The sequence below is a fragment of the Coprococcus sp. BIOML-A2 genome, from assembly GCF_009875795.1.
GTDB classification, from domain to species: Bacteria; Bacillota; Clostridia; order Lachnospirales; family Lachnospiraceae; genus Coprococcus; species Coprococcus aceti.
In genome coordinates, this window is sequence record NZ_WWSI01000003.1 from 227,161 (window position 1) to 246,412 (window position 19,252).

The window sequence follows — 19,252 nt, forward strand, 5'->3', positions numbered from 1 at the left end:
AATCCTCCTGTTTTCAGGCTTTTTTGCCCTTTTTCTTACACATACTACCATAATCCATATAAAGATTCAATTATTTATTGGTGTACGGCTGTGATATGCCTCTTTCCCTGCACATCTCCACATACTTTTCTTTCTCCAGCGGCCTGCTGCACAGATACCCCTGTATACAAGCCAGTCCCATGCTGCTGAGCGCATCCGCCTGATCCTCGGTCTCCACACCCTCAGCTATACAGAACATTCCCAGTTCATTGCACATGTTTATGAGATGACACATAACCGTGTGATCCACCGGATTGACAGTTATGTCATTTATCATGCTCTTGTCGAACTTGATAATGTCAAATCCCATATGGGCAAGCATGGCGACATTTGAGTATTTTGTTCCAAAATCGTCCATCGCGATCCTGAAGCCCAGTTCATGTATATTGTTCGAAATGTTCACCAGAGTATCATGCTCCTGCTCACTGACCGACTCCGTTATCTCTATCTCGACCACATCATGCGGTATTCCATACCTGTCAACCACTGCTGCTATCTGCTTGGCCACATTGCTCTCTATAAGCGACATTCTGGAAAAGTTACAGGATACCGGGATGTATGGCATTCCCTCTTCATGCCATTTTGCCAGATCTCTGCACACATTCTCAAGCACGTAAAAATCCACATATTTTACAGTTCTGCTCTTCTCAAGCCTGTCGATAACATCCGCCAAGTCATCATTTCCGGAATATCTTACAAGGGCCTCTGCCCCGCATATCTTTCCTGACGGATACAGCATCTTCGGCTGATAAAGGACATAGAACAGTCCTTCCTCAAGCTCCTTCTTCACCATATCCTTTTTCAGCGTATTCCACTTCACCGAATGACAGTCCTGCTGTTCATACCACCGCTGCTTCTCGGAATACAGGAGATTTGCCGCATGATCCTCCATCCTGCGGACATCAATATTGCAATCTGTCCAGACATAGCCACAGCATGCCGTGAACTCACCGTAGAGCAGATTTTCCCTGAGTCTTGAAGCGTATACATTGAACTTCAACTGCTCAATATTCTCACATATGATGATAAAGCTGTCATAGCCCATGCGGAACACCCTGTCGTCCGGGAACGTCTTCCTTATCCTTCCGACAAACTGCAGAATCACATCGTCCGCATAATCCGGTCCGAACATCTCCGCGATGCCCCGTATCTCATTGATATCCACAGCAACCAGTCCCAGACTGCTCAGATTCTTTCTGCTTCTTATATAGTCTATGTAACTGTTCCTGTTAAAGCATTTTGTCTGCTTATCATGGGTGAACTCAAACTGCTGGTCCTCCTTCAGATGTCTCTGATATATCTCACTTCCGATAAAGGCAGCAAAGTTCTTCATGAGTCTTATGTTTCCATTGTGCTTCTCCGGATTGAACACAAATACCCTGCCGAGCAGTTCATCTTCCACTATGATCGGAACCGCATACAGTGACCATATCCTGCTGTCACTCAGCATCCGTGCAAATCCTGTTTCAGGATTCCTTAACGGATGGGAACGGTTCACTATGAGAACCTCGTCCCTGAGGACTTCCTTCTCCAGTTCATCCCTCATTTTCTGTGTGACAAGAGCCTTCAGACCATCCTCTATCGACTCCTCGTCTGATGATTTCCAGTAATAAAGCTCCCCTGTGCCATCCTGTCCATACTCCACAAGGCAGGCGTTCTTGGAATTGTAGAAAGTTCCCATCACCTCGAGCAGACTGGTATATTTCTCCTCACTGCTCTGCTTTGAAGTTATATTCGCCATGAAATTGACAAGGGCATCCTCTATGTCATAGCTGTCCGCCAGAACCTGTGTTGTCTTATCTATGTCAGACACGTCAACTGCAATCTCAAGCCGGCTCTTTCTTCCGTGCCAGTCAACTATCTTATCCTTCACCACATACAGTCCCTTTGCCTTGCTGTTGTAGTGATTCCATACATAACTCTGTCCGGGAACCAGTATCTCATTAGAACAAAATGGGCACTGGTCATCACCGCCCTGGGTTATCTCAAAGCACTTTTTACCCTTGTAAGAATCGTCGTTCTCCGCAATTCCAAGGCTTCTCTTCGCCGCCTTGTTGAGGAAATACATCTCGTGGGTCTTCATGTCCGCAACATATGCTATATGAGATATCTCATCCAGCATAAGACCTTCGTCATCATTGTAGGCATATCCGCTGTGATGCGAATCACATGAATGCATATCCGCTGAGTCGGCATAGTCACAGTAACGGTTCTTGCCGCCCCTCTTTGCTGCGTACAACGCCTGATCCGACTCACTGTATAGAAGGTCAAAATCTATACCACCCTCTATCCTGTGGATACTTATTCCCATCGACATAGTATGCGGCAGACTGCAATTGATCGTGGTGAGTCTGGTCTGTATATTCTCAGCCAGCTTATACACGTCCTCTCTTCTGTCGACTATCGGGATAAACAGTGCAAATTCATCGCCGCCCAGTCGTCCTGAGAATCCTCCGGCTGCCGACGCAACCTCCTCCAGCGTCACTGCAACATCACACAGAAGATCATCTCCCGCATAATGTCCAAATGCGTCATTTATATGCTTAAAGTCATCTATATCCATAATATAAAAAGCGCACAGTTCACCCGAGAAAGACTCTAGCATATCCGTAATCTTGTGCTGAAATGTGACATGATTGTAAAGTCCCGTCAGAGAATCCCTCTCCGCCCTGAGCTGAAGCTCCTGACTTCTTATCTTCTCATCGTTTATGGAGTAATATTTTCCGAATATCTTGCAAACCTTTTTCTTGGAGTCCCTGAGAGGAACAAAGAGCACTCTGTACCACTCACATTTGCCTCCGCCATTCAGATCAAGGCGCAGATCACCCATCAGCCTGTCACAGCTATCCGCATCCGCATCAAGGATCTTTCTGAACATGCCGGTCACGGCGTCTCTGTCGTCAGCGTGGACTATCCTGTTAGTGTCGATGCCCTTATAGAAATTCTCATATTTCATGGTGGTGACCATCTCGCCATCCACGACCTTCTCATTTATCAGAGTATCCGTCAGGACATCGTACACGATTATGGACTCTCCGCTTCCCTGAAGTATCAGCCTGAGCATCTCAGACTGCGCCTTGTTCTCCAGCTCCGCCTCCATCTTGCTTGTCACATCGATAAACACCGCACACAATGCGATGATTCCATTTTTTATGGACATGACAGAAAGACAGACCTGTATCCAGAAATATCCACCGGTATTCACGTCCGTAAAGCGGATGTCACGCACCGTGGTCTTGTTACTCGTTATGGTCTCCAGGATCTGCTTCTTAAGCACAGACCGATCCTCTGGAATGGCCAGCATCACGTAGTCACTGGCATATCCACTCATCTGATCCTCGGTCACATTGAACAGCTTGTAAAAGCTTTTGCTCATGTACCTGACAGCCGGCTTATTCCCGTGAAGTTCAAATATACCCACGCCGCCTGCCAGATTGTCCAGAGCCTTCTCCAGCATCCTTGCATGGTCAGATATCTCCTCGCTGAGCTCTTCATTTCTGCCAAGTGCCTCATCCAGTTCCATGCGGAGTTTTTGTGCATATTTTTCAATATCTATGTTATCTTCCATAACCCAACACCCCTTAAAACTCTTACAGAAGACTTATATCGTTCTATTTTACACAGCCTATCAGCTCATGGATATCGCTGATGGAATTCTTCTTCATATACTCCTCAATACCCTTTATGATCTCCACTGTCGCATAAGGAGTGTGGAAGTTCGCCGTTCCAACTGCCACCGCACTTGCGCCGACCATGATCATCTCAAGGGCATCCTCCGTGGTAGCCACACCGCCCATTCCGATGATAGGAAGCTTTATTGCATTTGCCACCTGGTATACCATTCTGACTGCTATCGGATGGATAGCAGGGCCTGACACACCTGCAGTCTTATTCGCCACTGCAAATGTTCTTCTGTTAACATCTATCTTCATACCTGTCAGTGTATTGATGAGTGATACCGCATCAGCACCGCCAGCCTCTGCAGCTCTGGCCATCTCTGTTATGTCTGTGACATTCGGACTCAGCTTCATGATGATAGGCTGCTTTGCCGCTGCCTTGACTGCCTTTGTTATATCGTAGAGCGCATCCGGCTGCTGGCCAAATGCGATTCCGCCCTCTTTTACATTCGGACATGACACGTTGATCTCAAGCAGATCCACATCACAATCGCCAAGCTTCTCAACGCAGTCAACATAGTCCTCCTTGGACTTTCCACACACGTTTACGATGATCTTTGTATCATAATCCCTGAGGAATGGTATATCTCTCTTCTTGAACACATCGATTCCAGGATTCTGAAGTCCTATGGCGTTCATCATGCCGCCGTAAGTCTCAGCTATACGTGGAGTTGGATTGCCCGGCCATGGAATATTTGCCACCCCCTTGGTGGTCACTGCTCCGAGCTGTGACAGATCCACGAACTCACTGTACTCCATACCTGATCCAAATGTTCCTGACGCCACCGTTATAGGATTCTTGAGGGTAACTCCCGCTATATCAACTGACATATTGATCTTATCTGACATTACAGCTCCACCTCCTCAGCATAGAATACAGGGCCATCCTTGCATATTCTCCTATTGTGCACCTGTGAGTGCTCATCTATCTCCTTTGTCTTGCATACGCAGGCAAGACATGCGCCCACGCCGCACGCCATCTTCTCCTCCATGGATATCTGGCACTCGATGCCCTTCTCCATGGCGTATGCCTTGATTCCCCGAAGCATAGGAGTAGGGCCACACGCATATATGACAGCGCCGTCCACGCCGTATTCCTTTATGGCATCTATTACGTTGCCCTTCACACCGTGCTGTCCATCCTCAGATGACATATACACCTGTGCGTATGGCTCAAATTCCTCGTTCAGGAATATCTCATCCATGTAGCCGAGCACGACTGACTTCTCACAGTCCAGCTCCTTTGCAAGCTGTAACATAGGTGGGATTCCTATTCCACCGCCTATAAGTATTGCCTTCTTATCCGACTTCATGAATCCGTTGCCAAGAGGCCCCAATATATCGACCGTATCTCCAGCCGCAAGCTGTGAAAATTCCTTTGTTCCAAATCCAACCACTCTGTATACAAGGCGGAGTGTTCCCGCCTCCCTGTCTATTCCGCAGAGGCTGATAGGTCTCGGGAGCATCTTGCTGCCATCATGAGTGTACACAGACACAAACTGTCCTGCTATAGCCTGTGCAGCTATCTCAGGTGCCTCAAGCACCAGACTGTATACATCTGTGGCAAGAGTCTCCTGACTGACCACCTTTGCTGTCATCTTAAGTTTGCCCATAGTCTTCCTCCATCATCATTCTATTATCAGTGTACGGCGGACAAGCCCGGCTCGCCGCACACATTCCGGCTTAATTACGCATCAAGTGCGCCGTTGATATCCTCTATCATGTCAACTACTGCCTGTCTTGAGGCATCTGCATAGTTCTCAGCACCAAACTTTGCATACTTGTCCTGCTTGTAAGCAGCTATGATTCCTCTTGATGAGTTGACGATCGCACCGAGTCTGTCCTCATTGAAGTAGTGTACAAGGTCTGCAGCCTTACCCCCCTGTGCTCCGTAACCCGGAACAAGGATAAATGACTTTGGCATAACTTTTCTCAGCACCTTGCCCATCTCAGGGTATGTGGCACCGACAACAGCTCCAACCGCTGAATATCCTGATTCACCTACAACATCGCTGCCCCATTTGTCAACCATATCTCCGACTATCTCATAGAGTGGACGTCCATCCACAAGTCTGTCCTGGAACTCACCTGATGATGGATTGGATGTCTTGACGAGAACGAATATACCCTTGTTCTCCTCCTTGCACACATCCACAAATGGCTTGATTCCGTCTGTTCCAAGATACGGGTTTACTGTGATGAAATCCTCATCAAATCCAGCATATGTCTTGCTTCCCACCTGTACCTTTCCGATATGACCAACCGCATATGCTGTTGATGTTGAACCTATATCGCCTCTTTTTATATCTCCGATAACGACAAGTCCCTTCTCCTTGCAATAGTCAACTGTCTTCTTGAATGCCTTGAGTCCCTCGATTCCGAACTGCTCATACATGGCTATCTGTGGCTTAACTGCAGGTATAAGATCATATGTAGCGTCAACTATTCCCTTGTTGAACTGCCATATAGCCTCACCAGCGCCCTCAAGTGTCTCGCCATACTCTGCAAATGCAGCTTTCTGGATATGCTCCGGTACATAGTTGAGCATTGGATCAAGTCCAACTACTATAGGTGCATTTGTCTTCTTGATATTCTTTACTAACTTGTCTATCATGATATTTTCTCCTTAAAAATTATTTTTTCTCTAAACCTGTTCCTCGTCACAGGCATAGCTTCCGAGGATCGTAAACTCCTCCGTCTCGTTCATGAGCTGGAACACTAAAGCCTGTATATCCTTCTTCAGTAAATTGGCAGACAGCTCCACATAGAATCTGTAATTCCAATGCTCCTGCCTGTTTGGCGCCGAGTGTATCTCTGTGAGGTTCACCCCGTAATCAGAGATCATGGACAGTATGCTGCTGAGACTTCCGCTCTTATTCTTACATACGAACATCACCTTCAGCCTGTTGTGGTTCTCCTCCACTATGAGGTGGTCTGCAAATGTGACAACCTTCTTGTTGTGTCCATTCTCATTTACAATGTTACATCTGTATATATACAGCTTGTTGTTGGTGAGCACCTCGTGAAGCGCATCCGAAACTCCGTAGCTTATGTCCTCAAGTATTCCCATTCCGGCGTCTACCTTGCCAGTCTTTATGAGCTCATACACCTCATCGTATGAGTCCACCGCAATGACCTTGTCCCTCGAGCATCCCTGACAAATGTACAGCTCCGGCTTTATCATCGCCACCGCATCTATGTCAGGCTCCTTCACATCATACTCCACATCTAGGCAGTTCCTGAGCTCCAGAGTCCTTCCATACTGGTACTTTCTGCTTATCTCCATGATTCTCTTGATAAGCGCCGTGTACTCCATCTTGATGTTATCATCCACATCCCCTGTGAGATTGGATATGATGGCCTCCTCGCGGTCTGGCTTATATATGTCATCCTCGGTCTCTGCCTTGACCTGAGCAACATTGTCCGCAAGAACCATTCTCTCCTTGAAGAGCTGCTTGATCTCCTTGTCGACCCGGTCTATGTTCTTTCTAACATCTGCTAATGTCATTCTGCATCCTCCAGTCAGCATCGGTAATGTGATGCTCATAGTCTTTTTTAATATACCATCTGCCCCACTCTAATTCAAGGCTGCCAATACTAAATGCGCTCTAAAAAGGCCACAGGAAAAGGAACATAACCGCTGCCACCAGCACTATCCCTATCACAAAGCCCATTATTATCCTTCCCCTTGTGCTCTTTGATCCCCATATAATAAGAAGAGCTGCCAATGCGCCGCACATATCTATAAGCACATCCGTGCCCCTGCCTGCCCTGTCAGCGACAAAGAGCTGATGAATCTCATCGGAGCACGCATAGACAAATGTTATCACAACTGACCATATATACACGCCAGCCGAAGTCATCCTTCCGCCGGCCTTTCTGACCGCCAGGGCCAGCAGAGCCAGAAGGATTCCATATTCCGTCATGTGTGCACCCTTTCTGACCATGATCTCCACCACTCCCGTCATCCTGTCAACCACGGGCGCGGAATCATTTCTCACCTTCTGGAACAAACCCACTATAAAGTCTGTCATGGGGTTGCTCACCGCCGACGAGTCATCTCCTGTTCTGGACGACATGTAAAATATGAATATCATCCACAGCACTGCCGGAATTATATATATGTACTTTTTCTCATTCTTTTTTGTTTTCTTTGCCATAAAATCACCACCATGAATGAGTATACCATAAAAAATGTCTAATTTTTTTTGATTTTGCCTTTTTTACTTGAAATATTAGTTTTTTACCTGTACTGTAGAAAAGTGAGGTATGGAAGTGGTTATGTATAATTCATAACAAATAAAAAAAGTGAGGTAACATTATGGCAAGAACAAGAAAAAAGGGGAATCCCATCGTATCAGCAGTTGTTTTCGGTATATTCGGAATAGTTCTTTTATTCCTGGGTATACGAACATTTATCGGTTTACACGGAAAGCTTCTAAACGTTACTACATGTGACGAATCGGAAGTTAAACCGGGAGTGTATGTGGAGGGAACACTCACCTACGGATACGGAGCTTACATTGAGAAGACTACAACGTACAATCACACGGTCACCAAGACCGACGGATACTACTATCTCGTTGATATCTGCGACAAGAATGAAGACGGCTCAAAAAGAGACACAGCCAAGTGGATCGGAATATCGATCTCCAAGAGTGATGACGCCAAATTTGACGCGATCTCATCTGCTGACGATGCAGAACCAATCTACATAACAGGAGTCATCCGCAAGAACAGCGACAAGGTGCAGGGCTTCCTTGACGACTACATCACCAAGTATGTCGACGCATACGCACAATATTATGGATACACTCCTACAAGTGAGGACTATGCGACCGCAAAGGCAGAAGCTTTTCCTTACTATATAGAGATGGTTGACTCTTCAGATTACATATTCAAGCTTGTCCTCGGAGCTGTATTCCTACTGGCAGCAGTGATCATGATCCTGAAGGCAACAAGAAGCAAGAACACCATCAGCGCATCTGCACAGCCAGCAGGCACAGGTTACTATGACGGTACAGGCGATTTCAACGGCGTGTACACTCCGGGCAGCACAGGCAGCCCAAATAACGGCAACTATACACAGCAGTATGGCAGTACAGACAGTGGCAGCTATACACAGCAGTACGGCACTACAAACAGTGGCAGCTACGGCACTGCAGAACAGACACAGGCACCGCAGACGTCTTACAGTGATCCGTTCTACTCACAGCAGCCGGCAGCTTCAGAGCAGGATGCCCACGCATCTAATCCTTATACAACAACAAGCTCAACTACATCTTCCTCTTCCTTCAGTCTCAAGAAAGATGAGTAACAATTAAATAGCACACATAAATCTAAAAAAGGTATATACGGATCGCAGCCTGACTGCTTTCCGCATATACCTTTTTTAGATTTATGTGTAAGACTGACTATCCTTATGAATAATCTTTACCTTCTTCTTACTTACCGAAGTATCTGTCAAGAAGTCCCTTGAGAGCCTTGCCGTGTCTTGCCTCGTCTCTTGCCATCTCATGAACTGTATCATGGATCGCATCCAGATTGTTCTTCTTAGCGCACTTTGCAAGATCTACCTTTCCTGCTGTTGCACCGAACTCGCAGTCAACTCTCCATGCAAGATTCTTCTCTGTTGAAGCTGTCATGTTCTGCTCAAGGTCTGATCCAAGCATCTCTGCGAACTTAGCTGCATGCTCAGCCTCCTCGTACGCTGCCTTCTCCCAGTAGAGACCGATCTCAGGATAGCCCTCGCGATGTGCTACACGAGCCATGCAGAGATACATTCCAACCTCTGAGCACTCTCCCTCGAAGTTAGCCTTGAGCTGCTCGTAGATATACTTCTTGTCCTCATCGCTGATCTCTGGATTGTTCTTAACTGTCTCAGCATATACGCCAAACTCATGCTCTGCTGCAAGTGTGAGCTCTCCCTCTACCTTCTTGAACTTATCTGCTCCTGCGTGACAGATAGGACACTCTGCTGGTGCCTGCTCTCCCTCATAGATATAACCGCATACTGTACATACAAACTTTGCCATAACTTAATTCTCCTTTTCTCTTTTAAATAATCTAATCAATATCCATCATTGATTGTTAAAATATATTCTGTCTTCTTTGTTGATGTTTATTTATCAACTATGTCTTATTATACCTATTTTTTGATCAAAGTCAACCCCTATTGGGAATGATTCTTAATTATTTTTTTAGTAGGTTGTTGATTATATATACAAGACTTGTAAATTATATACATTACATTATTGGGATTACATCCTGTTAAGGTCCAATATAAATAGAAAAAGAGGATCGATACATTCATATATCAATCCTCTTATACTCTTCTGTATATTCTCTATATGTCGCTATATAGCATCACTATCCGGCTAGCTCTGTCCCAGCATTATCTTCTTGAGAAGATATTCATATCCCGTGATAGGTATAGGCTTGCTGTAGTAATAACCCTGAATGTAGTGGCATCCCCACTCTCTCAGGTATTCCTTCTGCTCAAATGTCTCAACACCCTCCGCAAGACTTCTGATTCCCAGATGCCTTGACATGGCAAGGATATCCTGTGTCATGAGCATGTCCTTGTTGTTCGGCTCGCCGGTGGCTATTCCGTCAATAAAGCTCTTGTCTATCTTGATTATATCCAGCGGCATATCCTTAAGAAGTGCCATACTGGAGTATCCTGTTCCAAAATCGTCCATGGATATCTTGAAGCCCTCAGCCTTCAGATCCTTGAGCACCTTTATCAGATACTGCACGTCAGCGAAATCTGCACTCTCAGTTATCTCAAAGTCTATAAGCGAGTGATCCACTCCGTATTCATCGACTATATCACACAGTATATATATAAGATCCGGTCTCGATATCTGGTGTCTCGAGAGGTTACAGGATATCGGGTAGAGCGGGTAGCCAAGCTCCTTCCACTCCTTGAACTTCTTGCACACCTGTCTCAGCACATATCTGTCTATGATGTCTATAGTTCCGTCAGTCTCAAACTGCGGCACGAAATACTTCGGCAAGAGAATATCTCCGCCCTTGTAGAACCATCTTATCAGAGCCTCAGCACCGGTCAGGGTGTCGTTCTGTGGATTGTACTTCGGCTGAAGATATACCATGAGATCCTCATTCTCTATGGCATCCGGAAGCTCCAGCTTGTACTGCTGTGCCATGATGTATTCCTTCTTCATCTCCGATGTGTATATCTTTATCTCATTTACATTGGTCTTGATACACTGGAGGTGTGCCATCTGCGCCATGTCCTCAATGCGCATTGACATGCTGAGTTTCTCGAATTCATCATAGAATACGATACCACAGCTATAGAATATCTTATACTTCCTGTTCGACGGAAGCTGTCCTATCTCCTCAAAGAATGTATATAGCCGGTTCATTATCTCATCCTCCGGCATATACTTTATAATCATGGCAAAATCGTCACTCTCACACTTTGCAGAGTACAATATCCAGTCCTGCTTGGTCATAGCGTCACATATATATCTGAACAGATCCTTCGCCACCTCACGACCCATAACGTTGTTGATGAGCCTGAAGCCCTTTATGTCGAATCTGGCAAATATAAACTGATCCAGTCCTATATATTCACACTGCTCAAGCTTCTCCTTGAGCCATGTCCAGTTGTAATGTCCGGTGGCAGGCTCCCTGTATGCTATCTCATAGAGATCTCTCTTACTCATGTTGTCAAGAGTCAGCATCTCCTCCGTCTTGGTCTTCTTGGACCATACCGGAATCTCCACGCACAGACTGTCTGCGCTCTCCATGTAACATATATATGGAAGCTTGTGGTTAGAAACAATGTGCAGCTTCTCCGTCTCTATATACAACTTGGCATATGAATACGCCATGGTCATGAGTCTCGGTATATCCTCTATCAGAGATATATCAAATCCCTTTATATCCACAACGTCGAATCCCGGAACCGTGATGCTCACACAGTTCTGAGGAACCACCTCCATATCACTGTATCCTATCTCCACTCCTCCACACAAACGCGAATATCCGGCGTCCATCATCTTCTCAGGCATATAAAACAAAGCCCTGTTTGCCAGCGGCCTGTATATGTTGCTAAAGCACTTGTACCAGTCATAGCCATTCTCCTGACAAAAATCGTCAAATCCCTCTGACTCTCTGGACCTCAGCACGTAAAGTTTTCTCTTTGGTTTGTATGCCTTTGACCATTGATGTTCCATAATATATCAATTACCTCTGTTCTGCCCTAAGGCCATAGTATTGCATTTTTCAACCTTTTTCATTCTATCACAGATCCATCATTTGGGCTATACTTATTATTTTTTTGTTCTGGAAAATAAATGGTTAAGTTTCGATTTTTTTCGTTGAATTTTTACCATATATTTGTTAGCATAGATAAGGTTTTTCAATTATAATTAATAGGAGGCAAAAACGATGAAAAACAGGTTATTTCTAGGTCTCGGCACAGTCATCTCAGTTCTTGGGCTGTCACAGGTAAGTGCCCTGGCGGCAGACAGCGAATCCGGTACTGAAACACTCGGTGCTACGCTTCCACTTACATGGTGTATACCATTTGTGTGTATGCTTCTGTGCATAGCTGTTATGCCCCTTATCGCCGGTGAGTGGTGGGAAAAGCACAAACAGTGGGCTGTTGCAGGCTGGTCTCTTTTATTTTTAATTCCATTTGCCATATTCCATGGCTTTGGTACGATGGGCGAACAATTGCTCGAGGTAATGATCGGTGACTATCTCACCTTCATTGTATTGCTTTTTGCCCTGTTCTGTGTGGCAGGCAATATATCTCTTGAAGGCGACCTGGTGGGAACACCGAAACTCAATGTTCTGCTTCTACTGATAGGTACTCTGCTGTCAAGCTGGATCGGTACTACCGGTGCAAGTATGCTGATGATCAGACCTATCATAAAGGCAAATAAATGGAGACGAAGAAAGGTTCAGATCATTGTATTCTTCATCTTCCTCGTTTCAAATATTGGTGGCTGTCTCACCCCTGTCGGTGATCCCCCACTTCTGATGGGATTCATGAATGGTGTTGACTTCTTCTGGAGTCTCAGACTTGCAAAGGTCATGGTTGTCAATCTCATCATCCTGCTGACTGTATTCTTCTTTCTCGACACAAGAGCATACAAGAAGGATATCGCAGACGGCAGACAGAAGCCGGTATTCGATGCAGATACGAAAAAGCCAGTCAAACTTAAAGGTGCTCACAACATTATATTCCTTATAATGATCGTAGGTGCAGTTATACTCAGCGGAGTTCTTCCTATGAAGTTCCCTGCATTTGCAAAGGGTATCAATTTCTGTGAGGGCGTAACACTCTCATGGGCTGCTATCATCGAGATTGTGATCATGCTAGCAGCGGCTTTCCTCTCATTCAAGACAACGAGCAAGAAAGTCCGTAAGGCCAACAACTTTACATGGGATGCTATACAGGAGGTTGCCATACTGTTCATAGGTATATTCATCACTATGATCCCTGCACTCCTGATCCTCAAGGCACGTGGTTCTGAGCTCGGACTTACACATCCGGCACAGTTCTTCTGGACGACAGGACTTTTATCAAGCTTCCTTGACAATACACCTACCTACCTTGTATTCTTCACCACCGCTGCTTCAAGTGGATTTACAGAGGGTATAAGCACTGCTATGGGTGTAGTTCCTCAGGTCATGCTGATGGCTATCTCCTGCGGTGCCGTATTCATGGGAGCCAACACTTATATAGGAAACGCACCTAACTTTATGGTACGTTCAATAGCCGAAGAAAATGGTATCAAGATGCCTTCATTTGTAGGCTACCTCGTATGGTCAGTTTCTATTCTTGTACCTACATTCTTCATAGACACATTATTATTCTTCTTGTAATCTAAGGGGGTTTTTAATATGAACGAATATGTTGTAAAAGGTGATAATAAACTTACGGTCGGCATTGGCTGGGATGCCAAGAAGGTCGACCTCAAGAAAAAGATTAAGATTGCCATAGACAATATCATGAGCGCTACATCCGAGGACACATATGACCTCAACCTTGCAGCGATCGTTGAGCACAATGACGGCTCTGATCCCGAACTGGTATTCTGGGGTCACAAGTACAGCAGAAGCGATTCTGTAGTCCTGAAGGGCGATGACAGAACAGGACAGAAGGAAGGTATCGACGAGGAGATGCGCATCTACCTCGACAGAGGTGCGAACGTTGGAAGGATCATCCTCTTCCTCTACATCTACAACGGCAACCTTCACAAGCAATGCCTGGCAGAGGTGGACAACGTATTTGCACTGATCAAATGTAAGCATACCGAAAAGGTATATGTACGTGAGGACGCAATATTCAAGGCATGTGAGGATGCCAAGCACAACAACTGCTATGTATTCGGTGAAGTTCTCCACAACGGAGACGAGTGGGTTGTAAGAGAGAGATCCCAGTTCCTCCCATACGACAAGTCCGAGGATATATTTGAGTATTACACATCAAGACATTATGTTCCTGAAGATGACGACTAATATTTAACATGGCGAAAAGCCCCAGTCTCCGGTTTATTTGCACCGGAGACTGGGGCTTTCTTTATTATGATCTATAATTCTATATTACACTACTTTATATAATCCTCTATAGTCTTTGAAGCTCTGTATCTGGAGAAGTTAAAGCTTCTGATATAGCCCTTGTCATCATTCTCCTCAAGCATCTTCTCAAGCCTCTCTCCCACCGTGTCGTCTCTCCAGTAGTAGGTGTCCTCGCTATATTTCGACATCACTTCCTCCATGACCATTTCGGGCGTAATGTCTTTTGTCCTGAAATAATCGATCAGATATGGAACTCCGTCATTACCTATATCCATCACATACTCAAGATCTATCTTCTTTCCACTGTGCGCCTGACTGATATTGTACCTCGTTATCACTGCGCCAGGTCTGATAAATGCATACAGCGTGAACATCACCAAAACCGTCATAAATATGTATCTAAACAGCGGCATATTTCTCCAGAACAGGCTTATGATAACACCGAGCATCACTATAGACGTGACTATCAGCGCCCATATGGTATTTATTCTGAGGTATGTAAGATCATATTCCGCAATGTACATGGACAGCCTCACAGCTGATGAGGCAATCATTATATATGTACATATGCACATCATGAGCAGTGACACGTTGAGCACCAGACTCTTTCTGAATATAGCACTAAATATCAGCACCATACACACATTTACAACCGCTACAAAGAGCAGCTGGAAGAAGCCCTGTCTTGCATACTCTGCGTATGTCATATCGTCCGGAAGTCCTGCACTGTTCATGAACAGATACACTATCTGAACAACGGCAAATATCAGATAAAAAGCTGTGAGCACTATCGTTATAGTTATACCTGTCACTGCATTGTACTGCCCCTCCTTCGGAGCATTTGCACCGAGATCTCTGCGGCCCGCCTTGACAATAAATCCATATACAAACAGGAATATCACAGCGGCAAACAGAACTATCTTCACTATATCCCACGAGAAGAACAGTTTGCCAAATATGTCCTTTATGACCTTTGCAAACACAGGATCTGCCGAAGACAGCAGATTGAGCACGATCACCAGTATCGGAAGTGCTATCACACATCCAAGAAGTATGTACATCAGCTTGGAATTTCTCTTTTTGCCGGTTATCTCACGCTCCGCCTTTCTATCGGCAAATGGCATGTTTACATACCCTATCGATCCAAAGAACATCTCGAAAAATGAGAATATTCCCTTGAATATCCCATGCTTTTCAGTGTCATTGAAGTATGTCATAACCGCATACATCTCTGTAACGATTATTCCCACATTACATCCAAATATGATATATCCCTCGTCTGTGAGACTCAGGGCAACCGACATCATGAACACAAGAATATAATATGGGATCAGTATACTCTGTTTCGACAACGCAGCTCCAGTGGTCATGGCCTCACGGTCTGCACCAATGTTCTTCTCATATCGTACCATGCATGTACTGATAAACACTATTGATACTATCGAAAGCACAGCCGACAATATACTCGACCAGTTGCTGTACAGACATGCCGCACATATGATCGCATATACCAGTACCGGAATACCAAACATCCTGAATCTGTTCGGAGACACCGCAGGATTTCTCCTCTGCGGCGGTCTGGCATTCATATTCATATAACCCTGAGGTGGCGGCGGGGGCATCCCCGGGCCTCCATTCATGTTCATATACCCTTGCGGTGGTGGCGGGGGCATCCCCGGGCCTCCATTCATGTTCATATACCCTTGCGGTGGCGGCGGGGGCATTCCCGGGCCTCCATTCATGTTCATATACCCTTGCGGCGGGGGCATCCCCGGGCCTCCATTCATTCCATTGTTAATATTCTGTTCGTTCATCCCAAACCCTCCATTTTTTCACCTTGAACCACTTTGAGCTACTCTACAAGTGCCATCTCATCAAGCCCCACGATCCTGTCCATACACACCGGTGCTGTCAGCCTGTAGGCAAAACTTGCAGACTCGAACAGGCAGTATAATTTGCCATTATACGAATATATCTGCTCCAGCTTCTGCGGGAGCTTAACCACCTGTCTCGGTGTCTCTGTTCCGTAATTCACACTGGACAGCTTGCCTGTATCTGTATCGTATACCTCTATCCTGGATTCATCTATACCATAGGATATAGAGAATATTATCTCATTTTTGTACACCTGAAGCCCCTGCACCCTTCCTGGTATATAGAAAGCCTCGTCCTCCTCCGAGGATATGGCGGTGCCGCCATTTACGATCTCGTAGCTGGCTGCCATGCTGTAGCTGTTCTTATCCTTTCGCCAGTAGCCCGCATATATATGTCCGTCATATATCGTGATAAATGACGTTGCAGGGAACATGACGCTACATGTGTTTCTGTATTTTATCGGCTTTCCCTGAGCCACATCGTATTTCTCTATGGAGTCCAGCGTAAGACATGATATGGATGCCTTCCTGCTCCTGTCCTCATCCTCATCGATCATGTACGAGGAAACCCACAGCACATTATTCTTCGTATCATACGCAAGTCCTCCGGCATGTGTCGTGTCCTTGAGAACCAGTGTTTTAATATATTGCCCGGTCTGTGTATCAAGAACAAATATCACAGATTTGTGTTTCTTCGTCTTGCAGTAAGCACTGACAAATGTATACTCCTTCGTAACTGCCAGCCCCTGTGGCGTCATGGACGTGCAGTTCTCTATCTTCCTCGACTCACTGCCTATCGTATCAGCATACGCAAGTCCCGGAATGATCATCATGCCATAATCGGTATCCCTGTTCTGGGCATACATACCCATATGATAGAATTCCGGTTCAGTCGACATCTCCCATATCTGCGAAAAATTCGACTTGTTGTCAACCGCATAGGTGCTGGTTCCGGAATCATTTCCCGATATCTCGAAGTTTCTGCAGTACACTCCGCCATACAGCCATATCACGCAGATTCCCCCGACATAGCACCATGCAAATATCTTCACAAGTATCCTTCTCGACTGGACCGTCGACAAAAGTGCCGCCATGACCATCTGACTGATAATCGTTATAAGCATCATGGCATTTGTCAGCATATCTCCATGGCTGACTATCTGAAGCGGTACGCCTATCATCATAATCCAGTAGGCCTTCTGTTTCACCTTAATTCTTATTACACCATTCCAGCCTTCCCGCTTCATGCCCCACACCTGCAGTGACTGCCATACAACCACAAGGCCATATACGATGCACGCCACAAGCAGAAGCTGCCTGAGCACAGCAACAGCCGTTATCTCAAGGGCCTCACCATTTCTGTAAAATGCCATATAGTACACACCCTGTGCGAGCTGCCATATCCTCCACGCCATCATGGCGAACATCGCAAGCGCTGCAACAAATGCAAATGTGTTGGTAGCAGTTCTTCGTCTGACACCCTCACGATGTTCCTTCATCTGTTTGCGCAGACGTTTCTTTGCCCTTCCCAGCTCCTTTATGTGCTTTTTACACTTTCTGATCCTTCTGCGTTTATAGAACAGCACCTTGTACGGTGCGCGTCTGTTCTTCAGCTCTTCATATTCTTCCCTAAGTCTGTCATACCGTTCCGACTCCTCATGAAGATCCGTTCTGGTCGCCCTGAGTGCAGAACGACACATAACGTATCCCTCAAGATCTATCTGTGCCTGTTCTTTCAGCTTTTCAGCCTGAAGTTGAAGCTTCTCTTCTCTGTTCAATTTCTTAGCCCTGTCTGTCATGAAAATCCGCTCCTGTCCATCAGCCTCTTTACTCAAAGTACCGTTTTATTTTGTCCTCCACCAAATTCGAACCGATCACAATTATGATCTCCTGCCCGTTCTCTATAGGTCTCACCTCGGTCTTTTTTACCGTGGCGTTGAGCTCTATCCATCCGGTGTCATTTACAGGGAGAAAACCCTTGATTCTAAAGACATCTCCGCATTCCTTATCCGCAAATATATCCCTGACTATCGTCTCAAGCCGCTCCTGAGGCATGACCTTATTCATGATATATACCGAGTTAAACACATCACTTTGTTTGAACCATAATTTTACATAGTCGTTTAATTTGTATCCGGTTGACATAAAACCTTCAAAGTCATCATCCGTGAAATCATCCCAGTTCTTCTCCAGAACATCATCGCCGAACTGACGCTTACACTGGAATTCGGTGAGCACTTCATTGATATATTCTATTGTGCTCCTCTTCTCATCCTCCGATGCATCCTGAACCTTGCTCATCACCAGAGTTCCACAGTTCGCAACCTCAGACGCAAGCACATATCTGGACTGTCTGCTCATGTCCCGGTCAAGTCCGGCATCGACTATGGAAATGATGCTTCCCACCTCATACCATCTGTCAAGTGGCTCCTCGTGGAGGACGTCAAAGAATTCATCCACATCAAATATTCCGGACGGCTCAACAATGACTCTGTCATAGCCGCTCATCCCCATAGCTATGAGCTTTGTCTTGAACCTTCTCTTGTGACAGTCCTCGCCGCAGCCACCTGCCACCATCTCAGCATGACAGTTCTCGCCCATCACATCCTGAAGAAGCATCATGTCCACGTTGACTGCACCATAATCATTTTCAAGGATTCCGACATTATATCCTTTGCCAACAAGGTAGCTCACATACTTCTTAATAAATGTCGTCTTGCCTGAGCCCAGAAAGCCCGTTATCAAATCTATCTTTACCATATGTCCACTCTCCTTATTATCTACGCGCGTTACCAGCTTGATCTCACATGAAATCCGCTGTCATTCTCCAGAGGTATCTCCCTGACATCCATATCCTCTATAAATATATATCTGTCATTTCTGAGAACTGCTATCACCTTGTCTATAGCCTCAGGCAGCCCCTGAGCCTCCATCTCAACAGAATCATCATATCTGTTGCACACCCAGCCGGTGACTCCGTACATGGATGCAGCATAGCTCGCCCTGTATCTGAAGCCAACTCCCTGCACTCTTCCTCTGAATGTATAATGTCGTCTTATCTTGTCCATATCTATATGTCCCATCTCTGTTATGATCTTC

At 45.6% G+C, this 19,252-nt stretch carries 15 protein-coding genes; 3 read left to right on the top strand and 12 right to left on the bottom strand.

Annotated elements, in window-relative coordinates; all coding sequences use genetic code 11:
* Positions 1–70: 70 nt before the first annotated feature.
* The 6 genes from GT575_RS08000 to GT575_RS08025 form a co-directional block, all read right to left on the bottom strand.
* Positions 71–3,607, bottom strand: a complete 3,537-nt coding sequence (locus tag GT575_RS08000; protein ID WP_161171836.1) for an EAL domain-containing protein — start codon at positions 3,605–3,607, stop codon at positions 71–73.
* A gap of 43 nt (positions 3,608–3,650) precedes the next feature.
* On the bottom strand, positions 3,651–4,553 hold the full coding sequence (locus GT575_RS08005) for a dihydroorotate dehydrogenase (RefSeq protein WP_442872223.1): 903 nt from the start codon (positions 4,551–4,553) through the stop codon (positions 3,651–3,653).
* Between the two features lie 11 nt (positions 4,554–4,564).
* On the bottom strand, positions 4,565–5,329 hold the full coding sequence (locus GT575_RS08010) for a dihydroorotate dehydrogenase electron transfer subunit (RefSeq protein ID WP_161171838.1): 765 nt from the start codon (positions 5,327–5,329) through the stop codon (positions 4,565–4,567).
* 74 nt (positions 5,330–5,403) lie between these two features.
* Positions 5,404–6,330: an orotidine-5'-phosphate decarboxylase gene (gene pyrF / locus GT575_RS08015; RefSeq protein ID WP_161171839.1), complete on the bottom strand. Its 927-nt coding sequence runs from the start codon at positions 6,328–6,330 to the stop codon at positions 5,404–5,406.
* Between the two features lie 30 nt (positions 6,331–6,360).
* Positions 6,361–7,224 carry a chorismate mutase gene (locus GT575_RS08020; protein WP_161171840.1) on the bottom strand — a complete coding sequence of 288 codons (864 nt, stop codon included), beginning with the start codon at positions 7,222–7,224 and terminating at the stop codon, positions 6,361–6,363.
* 100 nt (positions 7,225–7,324) lie between these two features.
* The gene (locus tag GT575_RS08025) at positions 7,325–7,876 is read right to left on the bottom strand and encodes a VanZ family protein (protein ID WP_055273512.1); all 552 of its coding nucleotides are present in this window, start codon (positions 7,874–7,876) and stop codon (positions 7,325–7,327) included.
* Positions 7,877–8,037: 161 nt separating this feature from the next.
* Here GT575_RS08025 and GT575_RS08030 point away from each other — a divergent pair, with 161 nt between their 5' ends.
* Positions 8,038–9,033, top strand: a complete 996-nt coding sequence (locus GT575_RS08030; protein ID WP_161171841.1) for a DUF6709 family protein — start codon at positions 8,038–8,040, stop codon at positions 9,031–9,033.
* A 127-nt stretch (positions 9,034–9,160) separates the two neighbouring features.
* Here the strand turns inward: GT575_RS08030 and GT575_RS08035 are convergent, their stop codons facing one another.
* Both GT575_RS08035 and GT575_RS08040 read right to left on the bottom strand, forming a co-directional pair.
* Positions 9,161–9,751, bottom strand: a complete 591-nt coding sequence (locus GT575_RS08035; protein WP_015534780.1) for an NADH peroxidase — start codon at positions 9,749–9,751, stop codon at positions 9,161–9,163.
* A gap of 342 nt (positions 9,752–10,093) precedes the next feature.
* Positions 10,094–11,923, bottom strand: coding sequence for a GGDEF domain-containing phosphodiesterase (locus GT575_RS08040; protein WP_055224154.1), 1,830 nt, complete (start codon positions 11,921–11,923; stop codon positions 10,094–10,096).
* 214 nt (positions 11,924–12,137) lie between these two features.
* Here GT575_RS08040 and GT575_RS08045 point away from each other — a divergent pair, with 214 nt between their 5' ends.
* Both GT575_RS08045 and GT575_RS08050 read left to right on the top strand, forming a co-directional pair.
* The gene (locus GT575_RS08045) at positions 12,138–13,583 is read left to right on the top strand and encodes a sodium:proton antiporter (protein ID WP_055280024.1); all 1,446 of its coding nucleotides are present in this window, start codon (positions 12,138–12,140) and stop codon (positions 13,581–13,583) included.
* An 18-nt stretch (positions 13,584–13,601) separates the two neighbouring features.
* Positions 13,602–14,219, top strand: coding sequence for a TerD family protein (locus tag GT575_RS08050; RefSeq protein WP_055280025.1), 618 nt, complete (start codon positions 13,602–13,604; stop codon positions 14,217–14,219).
* Between the two features lie 89 nt (positions 14,220–14,308).
* On the opposite strand, the gene GT575_RS08055 is transcribed toward GT575_RS08050, so the two are convergent.
* The 4 genes from GT575_RS08055 to GT575_RS08070 form a co-directional block, all read right to left on the bottom strand.
* The gene (locus GT575_RS08055) at positions 14,309–15,901 is read right to left on the bottom strand and encodes a DUF4153 domain-containing protein (protein WP_055280026.1); all 1,593 of its coding nucleotides are present in this window, start codon (positions 15,899–15,901) and stop codon (positions 14,309–14,311) included.
* A gap of 230 nt (positions 15,902–16,131) precedes the next feature.
* Positions 16,132–17,952, bottom strand: a complete 1,821-nt coding sequence (locus tag GT575_RS08060; protein ID WP_015534782.1) for a hypothetical protein — start codon at positions 17,950–17,952, stop codon at positions 16,132–16,134.
* A 28-nt stretch (positions 17,953–17,980) separates the two neighbouring features.
* A complete protein-coding gene (locus GT575_RS08065) occupies positions 17,981–18,913 on the bottom strand; it encodes a GTP-binding protein (RefSeq protein ID WP_015534783.1) in 933 nt (310 codons plus the stop codon).
* 29 nt (positions 18,914–18,942) lie between these two features.
* Complete coding sequence (locus GT575_RS08070; protein ID WP_015534784.1) at positions 18,943–19,236, bottom strand: acylphosphatase; 294 nt, start codon at positions 19,234–19,236, stop codon at positions 18,943–18,945.
* Positions 19,237–19,252 lie beyond the last annotated feature (16 nt).